This window comes from Vibrio gigantis (genome assembly GCF_024347515.1).
GTDB classification, from domain to species: domain Bacteria; phylum Pseudomonadota; class Gammaproteobacteria; order Enterobacterales; family Vibrionaceae; genus Vibrio; species Vibrio gigantis.
Genome location: NZ_AP025494.1, coordinates 173,070 through 188,073 on the forward strand (window position 1 = coordinate 173,070; position 15,004 = coordinate 188,073).

A 15,004-nucleotide genomic window follows, 5' to 3' on the forward strand; every position below is an offset into this window, starting at 1 on the left:
TTTTGGATCAGCTCAGAAGGCAGTTCCAATTCCTTTTTGTAAGTTGAATCGATGAATTTATAGAAGTCGGGGCCAGTGTGATGAGTGTTCCCTCGCGGAAGTAAGTACAAAGTTACTTTTGTCATGGTAGAAAACCTTTTTCTTATCTCATGTCGATTTCTTTTGTATACATCAATGACCAATTCTATGAAGGAAAATGAAAACAAGAGAGTTGTTCAAGTAAAGAAAGCAAAAATGCCAAGGGTAAAGAGTCTTTTGTGGGTAAAAAAAGGCCCTGCTCCAATGCAGGGCAACTTTTATTATTGTTAAGTCGAAGCCTATCCCCAGGTTATCCGACTTTTCACCACACGTAACTGTCACCACACAGCACGCCAAAGAAGACTGTGACAATCTGCTTAGGTGTGCTGTGTGACGTTTGCTACACGCGGTGAGGGATCAGTGAAAAATACATTTTCAATAAATTCAGTCGAGGACTGGTATGATCAACGGGACATATCACCCGACTAATAAGGGAACTACCGGATAGTGGTAGAGAACTTAGAAGGTTTTGAGAACTGAATTAATTATAATTATGCTAGGCGGTTTTGTATAGTTTATATCCAAAGTGGTTGGCGTAACTTTGAACTTGGTGAAGCAGCCGCAGGAAAGGTTGTGGCACAATGATGACACGCTTGTAGCAATATAGTGATTACGTTGTGGTACTACAGCTAAAAAAAAACCCCGTAGAACGGGGGGAGTATGTGTGGTGATTTCGTAGTTATGCCTTACTACTTGTAGTTAGTCTGCTCCACTCCCTCCTTGGAGTGACTTTGCAGGGCCATACGAGTAAATACCTCCACACCAATATACGATGCTTCCTATTTACTAACTGCCTGCCTATTAGTTTGGTTTACCAGTTGGCTATACTGAAGGTTCACTTCTTCGATCATCTGTTGACGACTGATTAGGCCCCCAAACTTTTTTTCACCAATATAAAAAGTTGGAGTTCCAGTAAGTTTCAGATCTCTAAAAAGTTTATTATTTTTATTTAAAATAGCACTTACTTGTGACGAATTCGCAGTCTTTTTGATAAGCGTACTGTCCAATCCCATCAGTTCGGCAAGTTCATATGCTTTTTGTGGGACGGACTGCTGCATTGAAAGAAGCTCTTTGTGGAATGCTGGATACGCATTGGGAGAGATCTGATTTACAGCAATGGCTATCTTCGCTAATTCAGCCGAATTAGGGCCTAAAATCGACACATCTTTATACACGAATCGAATGCGTTTGTCTTTACCTATTAGGGGAGCCAACTCTGTTGCACCTCTCTTACATACCCCACATGCGTAGTCAAAAAACTCTACGATAGTGATCTCTCCAGCTTCATTAAGAACTGGCGTATCTTCATCATAATACAAAGATTTTGAAAACATTTGTTTATGCTTCATTGTTTGGTATGTCCTCACGGATTCCACTCCTGCGATTAAGAGTTCAGGGTTTGATTGGAACGCTTTCATAAGCATCGAGTTGAATTGTTGTTGTGACATTTCAACTTCAGAAGCTGATGCGGTAGCTGCAGAACCAATTGCCAAAATTGTAAATAAAGTCGTCGCTGTCTTCTTGAACAAAGGTGCCATCATTAGATTCCTCGATTTGAGTGGTCGTAACATAGTGCTCGATGAACAACGTTATGTTTTCAATTAAGAGAACTTTTTTTCGAGATAGATTGAAACGGGGGGAGAAAATTGACGCGATGATCGGGGAAAACCATAATGAGTTTACCCACCCCAGTTATGAAAAAATGTATGGAGCGTAACTATGGACCCGATCAGTAGAATGAATTCCCTCATTACAGAAAGCTTTAATTCTGTAAAAGAATCGCAATCAGAAGTGCTTGAAACATTGGCCACTACAACAAGGAAGGTGTTCAAAGAAATTACTCAAACAACACCGAATTGGAGGCAGAAGCTTTCAGAAATTGCCAATGATGCAACTTGCGCCAATTATGTTGGCCACGTTGTCTCTAACAGACACACTCCAGCAGAGCTACTTCAGTCACAGGCAACTGACGACTTTGTTCTTAACGAATTACAAGTGACAGCGTTCGTGGTTTACGAAATGGTGGAACGAGGTTGCCCTGAGCCGACTCAGCTCAAAGATTTGAATACTGCTATCCAGAACGTAACGCTGAAGTCATTAAACAGTTTCCGCAAGTTACTACGCCGCCATAACTATGATATCGACTATCTTTCAGATCGTGTACAAGAGGCTGCCTTGGAAACGATTCGTGCTGCACGCTGCTATAAGCATACGGGTATAGCGAGCTTTGATACTTACGCGAGCGCTCGCGTTAAGACCGTTGTATCAAGAAAAGAGCTCCACCATACACTGATGGTGAAAGTGTCCGATAGAGATATCGCGGGAGCTTATTCAAAAGCGATTGAAATTAATTCTGAGAAAACCAATAACAAGCTCACTCCGGATTCTAGTGCTTCATCGTACCTCCCAAAACCAGTTTATGACTTTGAACAAGGTTCTAATGATAATCGATACGGTGTTACAAGTGCTTTTAGTGACAACGTGGTGTCGGACATGACTCATCATAAATTGAGACAACACTTAATCGCTCAATTGAAGACACTCAATTCGAATGAGAAAATTGTGATAATGAATGAGATGGGATTGGTAGCCGGTACATTGAATCGAAACGACTTGGTTGAATCTCTCGGTTTTTCCTCGTCTCGATATACCCAAGTTAAGACAAGCGCCTTACAAAAGCTAGGCGCACATAAGTCACTTTCTAAGTCATGGGAACGTGCGCTTGCTTAGTTGATGAACTCAATCCCACTCCCATTGGGACTATTGTTTGGCAGAGTATCGTTAGTTTCGGTATTCTGCTTTTTGTTGTCTGTACCTTGGTATTGATCAGCAATCGGAGTCGCAGCTGGTGGTGCGCTTTGCGTGTAATTGAAAGAATCTTTAATCTGCGCGTATTTACCAATGAAGGTCGTTTTTGCAGAACCTATAGCTGATTTACGAGCTTTGCTAATAATCAAATGAGCGACACCAGGTTCATTTTGAGGATCATACATTTCCGGTCGATAAATAAAGCAGATGATATCCGCATCTTGCTCTAGCGAACCTGACTCTCGTAAGTCGGAATTCACTGGGCGTTTATCAGCACGCTTCTCGATATCGCGAGACAATTGGGATAGTGCTACAACAGGTACTTGTAACTCTTTCCCCAACGCTTTGAGCTGTCGTGATATTTCTGAGACTTCTAAGTTTCTATTATCAGTTTTGTATTTTTCACTGGTTAGCAACTGAATGTAGTCCACACCAATACCAGAAATCTTTCCATTATGCTGCCGATAAAAGCGACGTGCGCGACGACACAACTCCTCGACGGTCATTGAACCGTCATCCATCTCAATATTGTAATCACCGGATCTACCTAGCGCAGATGAACAATCAGCCCATTGAGTATCACTCATGCTGGCGTTTCGAATATTACTCAGTGGTACGCTTGCCAAGTTAGATAGCAAATTCTCTCCAATCGATTCTGAGCTCATTTCAAGGGAGAAAAATAAGAATGGTGCATCGTTTTGATAACTTGAGTTTTTGATAACGTTCAGGAGTAAGGTGGTTTTGCCATGAGATGGACGGCCTGCAAGGATGATGAAATCTGCAGGTCGGAATCCACCAAGTGCTTCAAAGCATGCAAAGCCCGACTTAAATGCATTAAATTCCCCTTTGCTTCTGCGCTCCATGTTGTCCAGCGTTGCAGCAAAGGTATCTTTCAATGAAATTGGGCCTTGCTCATTGTCCTTTTCCACTTCGTCATAAGACTCAACAACAGAATGCATCGAACCTATGATTTCATCGGTCGTCTTGTTTGACGAACATTGTGTTAATAGCTTTTGAAGCTCCACCTGAAGTGTTCGTTTGTTGTTAGTGTCGTTGATTTGCGAAACATAGTCAGAAAGAGCATTTATGTTTGCTGGTTGCGCTAGTGACTCCATGGCAACTGTAGTAATCGCGTCGACTCCCTCTTGCCCATACTCAGCGTATACACGCGCTTTAATCGTGTTTAAATCGATTGATTGTTTATCTTCATGCAATTTGAAGCAGGTATCGATGAGAACCCGTGTCGCTGTATCACTGACAACGTTAGTTTCTAGGTCGAGTTCGTCAATAACGCCATCATGGGAGAGGATAAGGTTAATCACAGGGTGGTATAAATTAAACTTTAACATGGTAATGCCCATCGGATACTAGGACATAGTTGATACAACTTTTGAGAGTGAATTTAGAGAATTGAGTGGGGGAGGTGGTAGGGAAACCCAAAAAGTTAACAACGGAGTGGGTTCAATCGCAACAATCAAACGATTGAATTTTTGGGTTTCCCAAATTACTAAAGCGAGGCGTCGATGCCTCCCTCATAATCAAATTCGACGGACTCTGTGGGAGAGCTAATCCATGCATCGATGATGTTATTACGTCGTGTCGTGTGGTATTTGCCTGACGGAAGTTTTTGCATAAATCCATCGGTGACTTGGTTGATGTCCAACGAGTAGCCCAGTTTCGAAATCTCGCCATGAAGTTTAAACATCACGTTATCCGATATGTAGTGATAAGCGGTACTGCGCGAGATATTGGCGTAGGTTCGATAGAGCTCTTCACATGGTTCCATTTTGAACTCATCTTCCAAAAGACTTGAGCTGCATTGAGAAAATAACAAGTTTACTCGTGCATCTAAGTAATCGGTGCGGCTGGGTGTGAGCATATACACGGCCAAACACGCGAAGGCGACAATTAAGCACGCAGCGGTTCTGACAGGGACACACTTAGTATTCATTTCCATAACGTTTTCCAGTTCCATTCATCTAGACAACCCAATATCAGAAATATGGCATAGACAGTCATGCCGAAATGAAATTAGTGGAACGATTTTTAGTGTTTCCCCCGTTTTGAATAGAAAACAGTGACCTCCTCTCGTTTAAGACGATGCCTCATGATGTGATGGAATCGAGTTCCTTTGTCAAATAAGGGGCTTAAATGGACTCGCTAATTCGTAAACCCAAGTGATTAGACGTGTATAACTGACCGTCAGAGTCTAAATCTTTTTTGACTTGGGGATTTTTTAATGAAAGTCATCGAGAATAACACCCTGCGCGAGTGTGTAGTCTGTAAACAACCCACACTAACAATGGTAGAAAATGGACACCAGGCAAAACGATACTCTTTATGTGAGAAGCACCACTCACAAATTGAGTACGTGAGAGTTATACAAGTAATACAGCAATCTAAATTCAAGCGAGATGGAAAAACTCGAAAAAATGTCAAAATTGTAGATCCAAGAAAGAGCTTGGTTCGCTTTGATTTTTATTTTCGAGAATTAGCAGTGGAAGATTGTGGTAATTATATCTGGCTAGGCGCTAAAAATGGGCCATCGGTACAGGCTGTTCATGTGTACCCTGACAAAAGTGATGTTACCGACTACTTACTGGCAAACCCACCTTTTAACGCAAAAGGAATCCAGTACCGAACAATACGCAAGATAAACGTATGGGATCGAGGGGATAGAAACGAAATCCACTTATCCAACATACCAGAACATCACTACACGAAGAAAGGCATGTCTCTCAACGATGCATACGCACTACTTGTGAAACGTAAGACTGTAGTAATTCAGAAAGTTGGAGCAAAAAAAGTAGTGACCAAATCAGCGTAATAGAATTGAACGGAGAAGCTAAATGGATTGGTTTGAACGATTAAGCTACGGGCCACAGGTTGATGATCTTGTGGTCAGCTTTTTTAATGGATGGGTTACTTGGGTGCATGGCCTTAGTCTGAATCAGCGTTTGGCTTTTGCTATGTCAACTATAGTGGCTCCCTTTGTCGTTAATTGGCTGTTTAAAATGATATTTCGTATTTTTGTAACCGTTAGGCGATGGCTGCGTAGAAGGTGTATCCCCAAAAAAATCAACCTTCATCTAGATAGGGAGCAAGATCAGCACATAGAGACGGATAAGCTTTTATTGGGCGGCTTTCGTGGGCTATTAGTGACGCTCTTATTTATTGGGATAGTAGGAGGTGTAGGTGTCAAAATAATGAAGAGTGATAGTATCAATGCCAAGCCTGATATCGGTACAGGTGTTTTGCACCGCGACATTGTTAAGCATTATGACCAAAACACATTAACTGTCGAGCAAATAGAAAAGTGCTTGGCTATAAGGCACTATCAAGACCAAAATCAGTCGCAAGCATTCGATTTACGCGCTCAGTTAGAAGAAAGGAAGCTCTACATCCAAAGCATAGATCACCCTACAAACTCAGATGTTCAAGCTTACAACGTCCTAATTGAACAATACCAAATTCTTGCTGAGAAGCTTGATGCGGTAAGCCTTGAATGGAACAGTATCTGTGCTAATAAGCGTTACTATTTAGAAGATTATAATCATAGCCAATTCACAAATACCGATACCGTAGATATGTAAGCCACTTAAGAGGCAAAGCTTTGTGTCGAGTCTCAATGCTTAAAGCTAAGAAATGCGCCTTCGCTAGTCGAAACAGCAAGGTAGGATTGCACTTTCTCGGGTAATTTCCTCATCAACAATTTCCGCTCAACGAATGAAGAATAAAGATGAAGAGAAAAGGTGTATCACCACAGGAACATACTTAGTCAGCACTTATGAAAAGCGTGTTTGCACTGACTTTCAATCATTGGCCACGAAAAGGAGAATCACCGTGTTTTTCTTGCCAGATATCCATGACACCAAATTAGATACTGTTGCTCTGTCAAACGCGAGTAGATGCAGCATTGTCGCTGAAGTCGCAGGAGAGAAGTATGTCCCGAGAGACTTCCTTAACTTACTTGTGGTTGGCGAGGGGGGTAAAATCGGCAGTAAAGTCAAAAATACTAACGATTCCTATGACTTGGGTCCCGCTCAGGTGAATACAATCCATTCCAAATACATCTTACGAAACTACCCTAATAAGTCTTGGGTAGATGTTGCCACTGACCCTGTTCTCAATATCAGCATCAGTGCCGATATATTCAAAGGATGCCTTACATACGCTAAGGGTCATGTTTGGGAAGCAGTCGGTTGCTATAACTCAAAGACCGTCAACATTAAGACCAATTATCTAATCAGAACGATGAAAACTTGGGATTACATTCTGAAACGACCATCCTTGAACTGCTCGGAGTATTGGTATCAGGATTAGAGCTAACTTCGTCTCCCCCAAATTTCAAATAGTAGCTCAAATTCCCTCCGCTATTTAGCAAAATCGACTCCTACCACAAGTAAGATGGGGTTCTCATGTTTATAGGAATTCACTATGTCGATACGTATAAATCGAAAGACACTGACCCTATGTGGCGTACTCGTACTGTCTGGTGTTCTGGTTCTAAAGTTCTCTTCTGTTTCTTTCGATGATTCTCATGCCTATGTTGGCCAGTGGAGCTCTGTATCGTCAGACGGCGCTGCAGAATTCAACGTCGGATCTGACTACATTGAGGCGTTTGGGAAGCGATTACCCGTTGACGTGATTGTTAATGATGACGGCTCCGTGTTGGCTCAGTCTCCAAACCAAAACTTTAGAATCACCAAAACCACCAGCGGTGTTGAGTTAACTGTTACACGTAGGTACATCGAAGAACCGGTCGAGAAGATTTATGAGCTGACTCTAAAGCAGTAAGCGCTCGTAAAGATGTTTTAAATCGACTTCATATTACTCAGAGCCATCAAAACTAAATGATAGTGCTCAGACGTGTATAACTACTGCATTATTGAATCAGAATGAAACGCGAGAATGCTGGATCTAAAGTACATCAAAGACACATTTAAAGTTCCTGTTTGGCAAGTGTTGTTGCGGTTACCTCAATCGTATCTGGACACGAGACAAGTGGTGTCTGACTTTTCCTATCTTACGGACAGTGACTGTGTGGTTATTCAAGGGACTGTGACTTCTATTTCTGAATCATACAATCGAACGACCGTCATTAATGGAAGCATTGTTGACTCCCGAAACGTCGCTCAACGTTTTTCTCATTTTGCCAAATTAGACAGTGAATACGGACAACAATTGGCAAGTCGAATTAATGATCGAGGTTATTACTTGTGCAAAGTGAAACAAGTCGGAAACGCGCTGTTTATCAACCACCCGCAGCCATTGAATGAAAAATTCATTGGTAAAATCACTCCGGTCTATAAAGTCAAAAGTAAGCAACTCAAAGGGTTGAAGTATGCTGAGTTTTTGGAGCAGCATATTGACGAACTGATCCCATTGACGGCAAGAAAGATACGAGAAGAACTAGCGAAATTAAATCTGAGTAACGGGAAAATTCGACGGTTGTTAGAAGCGCACTCGCTGTGTTTAGAAGACGTTTTGAGATTTGTGCATTTCCCAAATTCATTGGAAGAAAGTGAACAATGCAACGCTATCCTACAAAGAATCGCCGCTACTTTGTTGTTCTCAGAAGTGGAAGGCGAACCAAATTTAACTCACCCATTTCAGCTCGATAAAGACGATACCTATTTCAATGATGTCGTCCCGTTTCAACTGACGGATGAACAATTGGATGCCGTGAGCGGTATCAAAGCCGCGATTAACAACAGAGCCCCACGGAGTGTCTTATTCGGGGATGTGGGTACGGGGAAAACCGTCATTGGCGCGATACTGACACGTCATGTTGTTGATGCTGGTGGTTGTGTCGTCATTATGGTTCCCAACCTAATATTAGGAGCCCAAATCTATAAAGAGATCGACAACTGTTGGCCAGATATTGGCATCGAGTTTTTATTGTCTGAGAGTGAGCATGACAACTTCGTAGGTAAAGGCTATCGATGCATCAACGAGATGACAGAAGACACCCGTGTCGTGATTGGTACGACGGCCTTGCTTCATCATCACAACAATATACCTATTGACCTCCTTTGGATCGACGAAGAGCAAAAAATGGGGCTTGAACAAAAAGAATCCACATTAATAACCCATGGCCGGACTCATCTGTTGTTGTCTAGTGCTACGTGCATTCCTAGAACGCAAGCGATGATGAGTTTTGGCATGCTGCCGTACTTCAAATTAACCAAGTACCACGCACCTAGAGAAGTGATCACTACCCGTTACGAGCATACCCAAATCGATGAGGTTATCTGTCGAGTTGAAGAACGCATCAATCGTGGTGACAAGGTGTTAATCATTAGCACCATGAAAGGTGAATCCAAAGCTCAAGCTGTTTCACACAGAGCCAGTGCTGAACAACTCTTTGATGACTGGAAAGCGATGTATGGCGATATCGTAAAATTGTCCCATGGTGGATTGTCCAAACAAGACAACGAAGTTGCGATTAATGCGATGAAGTCCGGTGAGGGAAAAATATTGATTGCGACCACATTGATTGAGGTCGGGTTAACAATACCAAAACTAAACTATGTCGTTGTGCTTAACCCAGAAAATTTAGGGGTGGTGACTCTTCACCAAATCCGAGGCCGCGTAGCGCGGGAAGGAGGTATCGGACATTGCGACCTACTACCTACAACAAAACTCAAAGCGCCATCCATAGACCGACTAGATTTGTTGGTCAATCACTCTGATGGATTCAGCTTGGCCGAGGCAGACTTGCAATTACGTGGTATGGGGGACTTGAAGAACGGCAACAATCAATCAGGAACGTCGAAATGTATTTTGGTCGACCAGCAATTATCACTTGGTCTTCTAACCGATACCTTAGAAAGACTAACTACAGCGGAAAGGTGTCTTACCTAATGACAGGTATAGACAAACAAATAGGCAATCTCAATTGGGTATAAATCATGACTTAGGGATGAGAGGAAGTTCTTATGCACGACGACATTATTTATGGATTTAAACTGATCGCTTTTTTAATTGCTCTGGCGTGTATCTGTAAAGGTTCCAAGGTCAGCAGCGTCAATAACATGCACGCATTATTTGTCAGATGAGTGCGAACTTTCACATTCTGTTGATACCCTGAATAATGGACCAGTCGTTGAGGTGCCGGTAACCCCAGACTTCATGACTACGACGGCATTGGATGTGACCGATATACCATCGACATTGGAGCATAAACGCGTAGAGACAACACCTACTCACCCTTTAATTGGTGACACTCCTGATAAGTCTCGGACGGTAAACTGGTCAAAGCCGTCCGTGGAAAACGAAGAGGAAACTCAAATTTCATGGAATGACATCGAGAGGTTAGCACCACACTTAAGTTACGAGGAAAAGCTAGATTTGGAAACCCTGTCGTATACCGATCCCTCTCTAGCTGTTGCACGTTTAGCGAAAGAAGCTCAGTACCCAAATACGGGTGATCCGGAGAAGGACATATTACTCAACGCACTAAGCGGGGTTTCCCCTGTAATCAGTCACTTTATAGTGACACTTGATAGCATGTATATGGATAAATGTGGGACTTCATTAATGGCAGACAGCTTCAATGACATTATGAAAATGAATACTGACCTCTTATTTCAGTATAAGAAAATGAATTACCCAGCTCTAAAGGAGGAGTTCATGAACACAATACCGTGCGATATATACTGAGAAAGCGAACCTCATCTCCTCATTACTGCAAATTGAAATCCATTCTTAACTGCAACACATCACCTCTTTCTCCAATCAGAAAGTCAATTAAGCCGTGAAATAAGGCTCACTAATTTAAATTCTGCATATCTAAGTTTGGCAAACTCGTGGGACTAACTAGGAGTGTTGCTATGAAATGGTCAAACAAAATTCACAGAATATTGGGTTTAGGGTTGCTTGCCAGCACTCAAGCAACTGCTGAACCCCCGACGCAAGATTTCCTCAATGCCGACATCAACGTGGTTTCCAGTTATGAAATTGAAACCGACAAGCTGATTATGATGGAGCTGGACACAGGTGAAATGTTATTGGCCACCGGTGATGGAAAATTTCTTATTAAGGGCGGTTCATTGTTCTCAACTGTCCACACCAAATTCGTTAACTCCCCTCAAGAACTTTACGCGGCGTCACATGTCGACTTGAAGAAAATGAAAATCAACCCAGAAGAAGATTTTGCGGGGTTTAACTTAAACCCGTTAGCCAAGGTATTCGGAGGGACACTCTTTATTGCACCAACGGGATGTAAACATTGCGGTGACTTCGTTGAAATCCTTGAGAAACAACACCCAGATAAAAGGTTCCGTATAGCCATCGTGCCAGTCTTTGATGATAAGGAGTATGAAAACACGTTGTTAGCACAATGTTCCGATGATCCGGACAAAGCTCTACGCGCCTTATATGAAGGTACTTGGTCTGAAGCGAAATACCCCCGCCCACCGAATAGCCAATGTAAAGAAGCCATTACCAAAGTGAATTCAACTTACGCGTCTCTCCAAATAATGAGTCCGGGGCGTGTTGGACTTCCTGCATTTTTTAACAATAAAACATCTTCCATCATTGGGCTACCAACGAGTAAGGCTCAACTCACGTCCATTATCGTAGAAGGAATCGACCTATGATTAAACAATCCATATTTATCTCATTTGCGCTGCTTACTTTAGCCGGTTGTTCTGTCGTAGGCGAAGAAGAGGGCGTGTGTCCAGGCGCGAAAAGTGGTGTAGCGTGTGCGTCCGTCCGAGAAGTTTATGAGCTAACCAATGTCTATAACAATGCTGAAGACTATGCGAAGGCGACAGGTGACGAACGTGTCATGGTCACAGACGAAGATGGCGAAACCATCACAGGGAAAGAATACAAAGAAAAATACGGAACGGACATTGAGGCTGACTCTGCATCAGTGAATGAAACCCAACAACACGCAAACTTTTCTCAAGCTCCAGCGTTAGCTTCACCCGAAGCGGCATATCAGCATTTACTTCTTCCGGCTCCAGAACCCCTAGCCATGCGAAAGCCTGCCGATATTGTCCGTACACTGGTGCGTCCATATACAGACAAAGAAACCTTACAGATCCCTGGTTATGGATTCATCGAAGCAACACAGCGAACTTGGGTCGTCGATAGAAGCGCTAAGACCAATGACTCTCAATACGTCAACTTCCATGTCAGAAAGGAAAGCCAAGAGCAAAACTACGATGTGAATGATGATGGTCAGATTGGCGTCGAGTCACGCAATGCAAGACCGGCTATCAGCGACTCTGAGTTAAGAGAGAATGCGAGAAGTAATGCGAACTCGCTAATCGATCAACTGCGTCAATAAGGGGGCATATATCATGGGTGCGATTTCACGATTTTTTAAGCAATTCGAAAACTCCAAATTTGGCGATCTTCTCCCTGTCTTGGACTACAACCGAAAGCACAAATATTTCGAGCTCGAAGACAGTTACATTGGCTTAATGTACAAGATTGAAACGGTGCCAGCCGTTAACGATGAGTTACAGGAGCTATTAGAACAAATCTATAAGGCCGATTGGCCGGAAGACACGTTTATTCAGGTCTTGTTTTGGGCGAATGATAATTTAAGCCCTTTCACCAATAGCTTTTCTATGTACCACGGAGGTCGACAAACAGGTGAGGCAAACGACAGACTGAATTCGATTTCAAAGGGGCTGATTAACCACTTCCAGCAATCATCACAATCAGGGTTTGGTGATAGCGACTGTCGAGCTCGCATGTTTGATTGTTACTTCGTAGTGAAGGTTCCAATCAAAGGCAACTTTGGCGTGCCTACCAAAAAGGAACTTAAACACTTCAATAATCTACGTACTGATACAGAAGAGTCGTTGAACAAGGTCGGCTTGTTCTGTACCCCGATGGATCAGTGGGGCTGGCTACACTTCATGCAAAGGCTCATGAACAGAAAGGACTCGTCAACTTGGCGCAAAGGAGACGTTAATAAAAACGAAGCCTACATGCCCCGAGATCAAGTTCAGGAGCAGGGCGGTAAAATCGAGTTTACCGATTCGAAGGTCATCATTGATGAGCGGCCTATATCGATGCTTACTCCCAAAGAATACCCAAAAACACTGGGCTTTGGTGACATGCTGAATGTCTTTAGTGATTGGCGATATGGGCATTCTACAGCATGGTCGAACTTCATGATTGTATTGAATGTCCATTACCCTAACTCTAAAAAAGAAGAGGGTAAGATTAAGCGTCGCCGTAAATACATGACAATGCAGGCAAACAACAAATTAGTAAATTGGAATGATACTGTTCGTTGGCAGCGAGCTGACTTTGATGAAGCTTTTACCAAAATTGAACAAAAGAAGTCGAAGATGGTGAATGCGTATCTTCAGTTTATGATTTTTGGTGATGATGAGGAGCATTTAGAGACGGAGATTGCACGCTTCAAGAAAGTAGCTTCAACCCCTGCAGGATTCGAATTGGAAGAAGACAAGTACATGACTCCACCTATGTTCCTGCATTCATTACCTTTCGCACCAGACCCTGTGACTCGCAAAAGATTAGACCGCTATAACTTAGTACCGTCTGATGTCTGCGCGTTCATGAGCCCGATAATTTCCAGTTCATCTGGCAACTCACCAAGTAAACCTGTGATCCCCTTTGTAACCAGAGACATGTCGATGTTTGGGTTCAATCCTTTTGAAACCGATGGCTCAATGAACGGTATCGTTGTCGCGGAGTCGGGCTCGGGCAAGTCGGTTCTCGTCCAATACATTGTGACGTGCATATTGGGGTCAGGCAAGATGCCAAGCCAGCATCTATGGAACATGATGAATTTACCCAAGTCAGAAATCGATAAGCTGATGAAGACCGCTCAACATATTGCTGAAGCCCAGCGCGATGGTGGTATGGCAATGATTATCGATGTGGGTCGAAGCTACTACCGTTTGTGTGAAGCGTTGAATGGTCAATTTATCAGTTTCGGTCAAGATATGAAGTTCTCACTCAACCCTTTCCCGTCCATTGTTGAGTTCAGTGGTAAGGAAGGGCAGGCTGGTATGATTTTGGAAATGCTGTCGGTGATGGCAGAGCCCAATGGTACGCTCACGACGTTGCAGAAGCGTGGTATGACGACCATTTTGAAACTGATGTGGGATAAGCATGGTCGCGACTCAAGTGTCACTATCTTCGCTGATATGTGTTCTGCGAGCTCTCGTAAAGAGCTGAATGACATTGGTGAACAGTTAAAACCATTCCGTGAAGGCGAAATGTTTGGCGATATGTTTACGGTCAATAAGCCGCCCCCAACGCTGGACAACCCATTCATTGTCTGTGAATTAGAAGAGCTGAAGTCGCAACCGGAATTGCAGGTAATTGCCTTAATGCAGATCATCAACCTGTGTTACCAACATTTCTTCTTGGGTGATGCTCAAGCCGGTTCTCAGCGTCGTTCGAAAGCCTTCATTGTGGATGAGTGTTGGGAGTTCCTTCAAGAAAAGCAAGGGTCCACAGGTGCTAACCCAGTATCATCGTTCCTTGAGAGTGCCTTTAGGCGTTTTAGGAAGGTGGATGCTAGTGCTTGGATTATCACCCAATTGTTGAGTGACTTGTATGGTTCATCTGTAGGTAAAGCCATAGCCGCCAACTGTGTATATCGTTGCTTCCTGTATCAGAAATCAGACACGATTAATCAAGTTAAAAATGACAAGCTGGTGGCATTGTCAGACCAAGAATTCGAAATTCTCAAATCGATTAGGACCCGTAAAAATAGGTACTCAGAAATCTTCTTCCAAATTGGTGATGACATCAAAGAGGTTGTGCGTTTTTACGCGCCTCCTGCAATGCTGCTGATGTACTCCACGGACCCGAAAGACAAAATGGAATTAGCGGCTCTGATGGAACGGGGGTACACCCAAGACCAAGCCATCGATAAAATTTTAGAGACGCGTCGGGTCGAGTCATTTGCGACTGACATGGATGACTTGGAAAATGAAGACGAAGAACAAGTCGAAAACGCCGCATAACAATGTCCTTTCTTTGAAAGAAAATAAGTTATGCAAATGATCTCCCAAATTGACAAGCAGGCTCCAAAACCTGCTTGTCAATTTAAAGTCCAAATTACCTTCCTTGTTTGAAAAACTTATTTCTACCGCTCCTTACAATGAAAATC

Annotated in this window: 13 protein-coding genes; 10 read left to right on the forward strand and 3 right to left on the reverse strand. The window is 42.9% G+C overall.

The features are described 5' to 3' along the window. Window positions 1-857 precede the first annotated feature (857 nt). On the reverse strand, window positions 858-1,619 hold the full coding sequence (locus OCV56_RS25850) for a DsbA family protein (RefSeq protein WP_158094632.1): 762 nt from the start codon (window positions 1,617-1,619) through the stop codon (window positions 858-860). A gap of 178 nt (window positions 1,620-1,797) precedes the next feature. Here OCV56_RS25850 and OCV56_RS25855 point away from each other — a divergent pair, with 178 nt between their 5' ends. Then, the gene (locus OCV56_RS25855) at window positions 1,798-2,808 is read left to right on the forward strand and encodes an RNA polymerase sigma factor FliA (protein ID WP_086714978.1); all 1,011 of its coding nucleotides are present in this window, start codon (window positions 1,798-1,800) and stop codon (window positions 2,806-2,808) included. On the opposite strand, the gene OCV56_RS25860 is transcribed toward OCV56_RS25855, so the two are convergent. Both OCV56_RS25860 and OCV56_RS25865 read right to left on the reverse strand, forming a co-directional pair. Continuing rightward, complete coding sequence (locus OCV56_RS25860) at window positions 2,805-4,235, reverse strand: replicative DNA helicase (RefSeq protein WP_158094631.1); 1,431 nt, start codon at window positions 4,233-4,235, stop codon at window positions 2,805-2,807. The two genes, OCV56_RS25855 and OCV56_RS25860, sit on opposite strands and share 4 nt — an antisense overlap. Before the next feature lie 158 nt (window positions 4,236-4,393). Continuing rightward, window positions 4,394-4,843: a hypothetical protein gene (locus OCV56_RS25865; protein ID WP_086714976.1), complete on the reverse strand. Its 450-nt coding sequence runs from the start codon at window positions 4,841-4,843 to the stop codon at window positions 4,394-4,396. A gap of 282 nt (window positions 4,844-5,125) precedes the next feature. On the opposite strand from OCV56_RS25865, the gene OCV56_RS25870 reads away from it, so the two are divergent. The 9 genes from OCV56_RS25870 to OCV56_RS25910 all read left to right on the forward strand — a co-directional run bounded on the left by OCV56_RS25870 (window position 5,126) and on the right by OCV56_RS25910 (window position 14,858). Next, the gene (locus tag OCV56_RS25870) at window positions 5,126-5,713 is read left to right on the forward strand and encodes a hypothetical protein (RefSeq protein ID WP_086714975.1); all 588 of its coding nucleotides are present in this window, start codon (window positions 5,126-5,128) and stop codon (window positions 5,711-5,713) included. 22 nt (window positions 5,714-5,735) lie between these two features. Beyond that, window positions 5,736-6,479: a hypothetical protein gene (locus OCV56_RS25875; protein ID WP_086714974.1), complete on the forward strand. Its 744-nt coding sequence runs from the start codon at window positions 5,736-5,738 to the stop codon at window positions 6,477-6,479. A gap of 250 nt (window positions 6,480-6,729) precedes the next feature. Further along, window positions 6,730-7,209, forward strand: a complete 480-nt coding sequence (locus tag OCV56_RS25880; protein WP_086714973.1) for a transglycosylase SLT domain-containing protein — start codon at window positions 6,730-6,732, stop codon at window positions 7,207-7,209. Window positions 7,210-7,323: 114 nt separating this feature from the next. Further along, complete coding sequence (locus OCV56_RS25885) at window positions 7,324-7,683, forward strand: hypothetical protein (protein WP_086714972.1); 360 nt, start codon at window positions 7,324-7,326, stop codon at window positions 7,681-7,683. A gap of 114 nt (window positions 7,684-7,797) precedes the next feature. Beyond that, window positions 7,798-9,753 (forward strand): helicase-related protein, encoded by a 1,956-nt coding sequence (locus OCV56_RS25890; protein ID WP_086714971.1) that lies wholly within the window; start codon window positions 7,798-7,800, stop codon window positions 9,751-9,753. Window positions 9,754-10,041: 288 nt separating this feature from the next. Continuing rightward, window positions 10,042-10,551 (forward strand): hypothetical protein, encoded by a 510-nt coding sequence (locus OCV56_RS25895; protein ID WP_143691583.1) that lies wholly within the window; start codon window positions 10,042-10,044, stop codon window positions 10,549-10,551. A gap of 170 nt (window positions 10,552-10,721) precedes the next feature. Continuing rightward, entirely contained in the window at window positions 10,722-11,489 is a 768-nt protein-coding gene (locus tag OCV56_RS25900) for a thioredoxin domain-containing protein (protein WP_086714969.1), read from the forward strand. Beyond that, on the forward strand, window positions 11,486-12,187 hold the full coding sequence (locus OCV56_RS25905; protein WP_086714968.1) for a TraV family lipoprotein: 702 nt from the start codon (window positions 11,486-11,488) through the stop codon (window positions 12,185-12,187). The genes OCV56_RS25900 and OCV56_RS25905 overlap by 4 nt, the downstream gene beginning before the upstream one ends. A 13-nt stretch (window positions 12,188-12,200) precedes the next feature. After that, window positions 12,201-14,858: a TraC family protein gene (locus OCV56_RS25910; RefSeq protein ID WP_086714967.1), complete on the forward strand. Its 2,658-nt coding sequence runs from the start codon at window positions 12,201-12,203 to the stop codon at window positions 14,856-14,858. Window positions 14,859-15,004 lie beyond the last annotated feature (146 nt).

Coding starts and splice junctions, on each gene's coding strand:
- OCV56_RS25855 (WP_086714978.1), top strand. CDS start 1,798: ATGGACCCGATCAGTAGAATGAATTCCCTCATTACAGAAAGCTTTAAT.
- OCV56_RS25910 (WP_086714967.1), top strand. CDS start 12,201: ATGGGTGCGATTTCACGATTTTTTAAGCAATTCGAAAACTCCAAATTT.
- OCV56_RS25875 (WP_086714974.1), top strand. CDS start 5,736: ATGGATTGGTTTGAACGATTAAGCTACGGGCCACAGGTTGATGATCTT.
- OCV56_RS25850 (WP_158094632.1), bottom strand. CDS start 1,619: ATGATGGCACCTTTGTTCAAGAAGACAGCGACGACTTTATTTACAATT.
- OCV56_RS25905 (WP_086714968.1), top strand. CDS start 11,486: ATGATTAAACAATCCATATTTATCTCATTTGCGCTGCTTACTTTAGCC.
- OCV56_RS25890 (WP_086714971.1), top strand. CDS start 7,798: ATGCTGGATCTAAAGTACATCAAAGACACATTTAAAGTTCCTGTTTGG.
- OCV56_RS25860 (WP_158094631.1), bottom strand. CDS start 4,235: ATGTTAAAGTTTAATTTATACCACCCTGTGATTAACCTTATCCTCTCC.
- OCV56_RS25870 (WP_086714975.1), top strand. CDS start 5,126: ATGAAAGTCATCGAGAATAACACCCTGCGCGAGTGTGTAGTCTGTAAA.
- OCV56_RS25900 (WP_086714969.1), top strand. CDS start 10,722: ATGAAATGGTCAAACAAAATTCACAGAATATTGGGTTTAGGGTTGCTT.
- OCV56_RS25865 (WP_086714976.1), bottom strand. CDS start 4,843: ATGGAAATGAATACTAAGTGTGTCCCTGTCAGAACCGCTGCGTGCTTA.
- OCV56_RS25885 (WP_086714972.1), top strand. CDS start 7,324: ATGTCGATACGTATAAATCGAAAGACACTGACCCTATGTGGCGTACTC.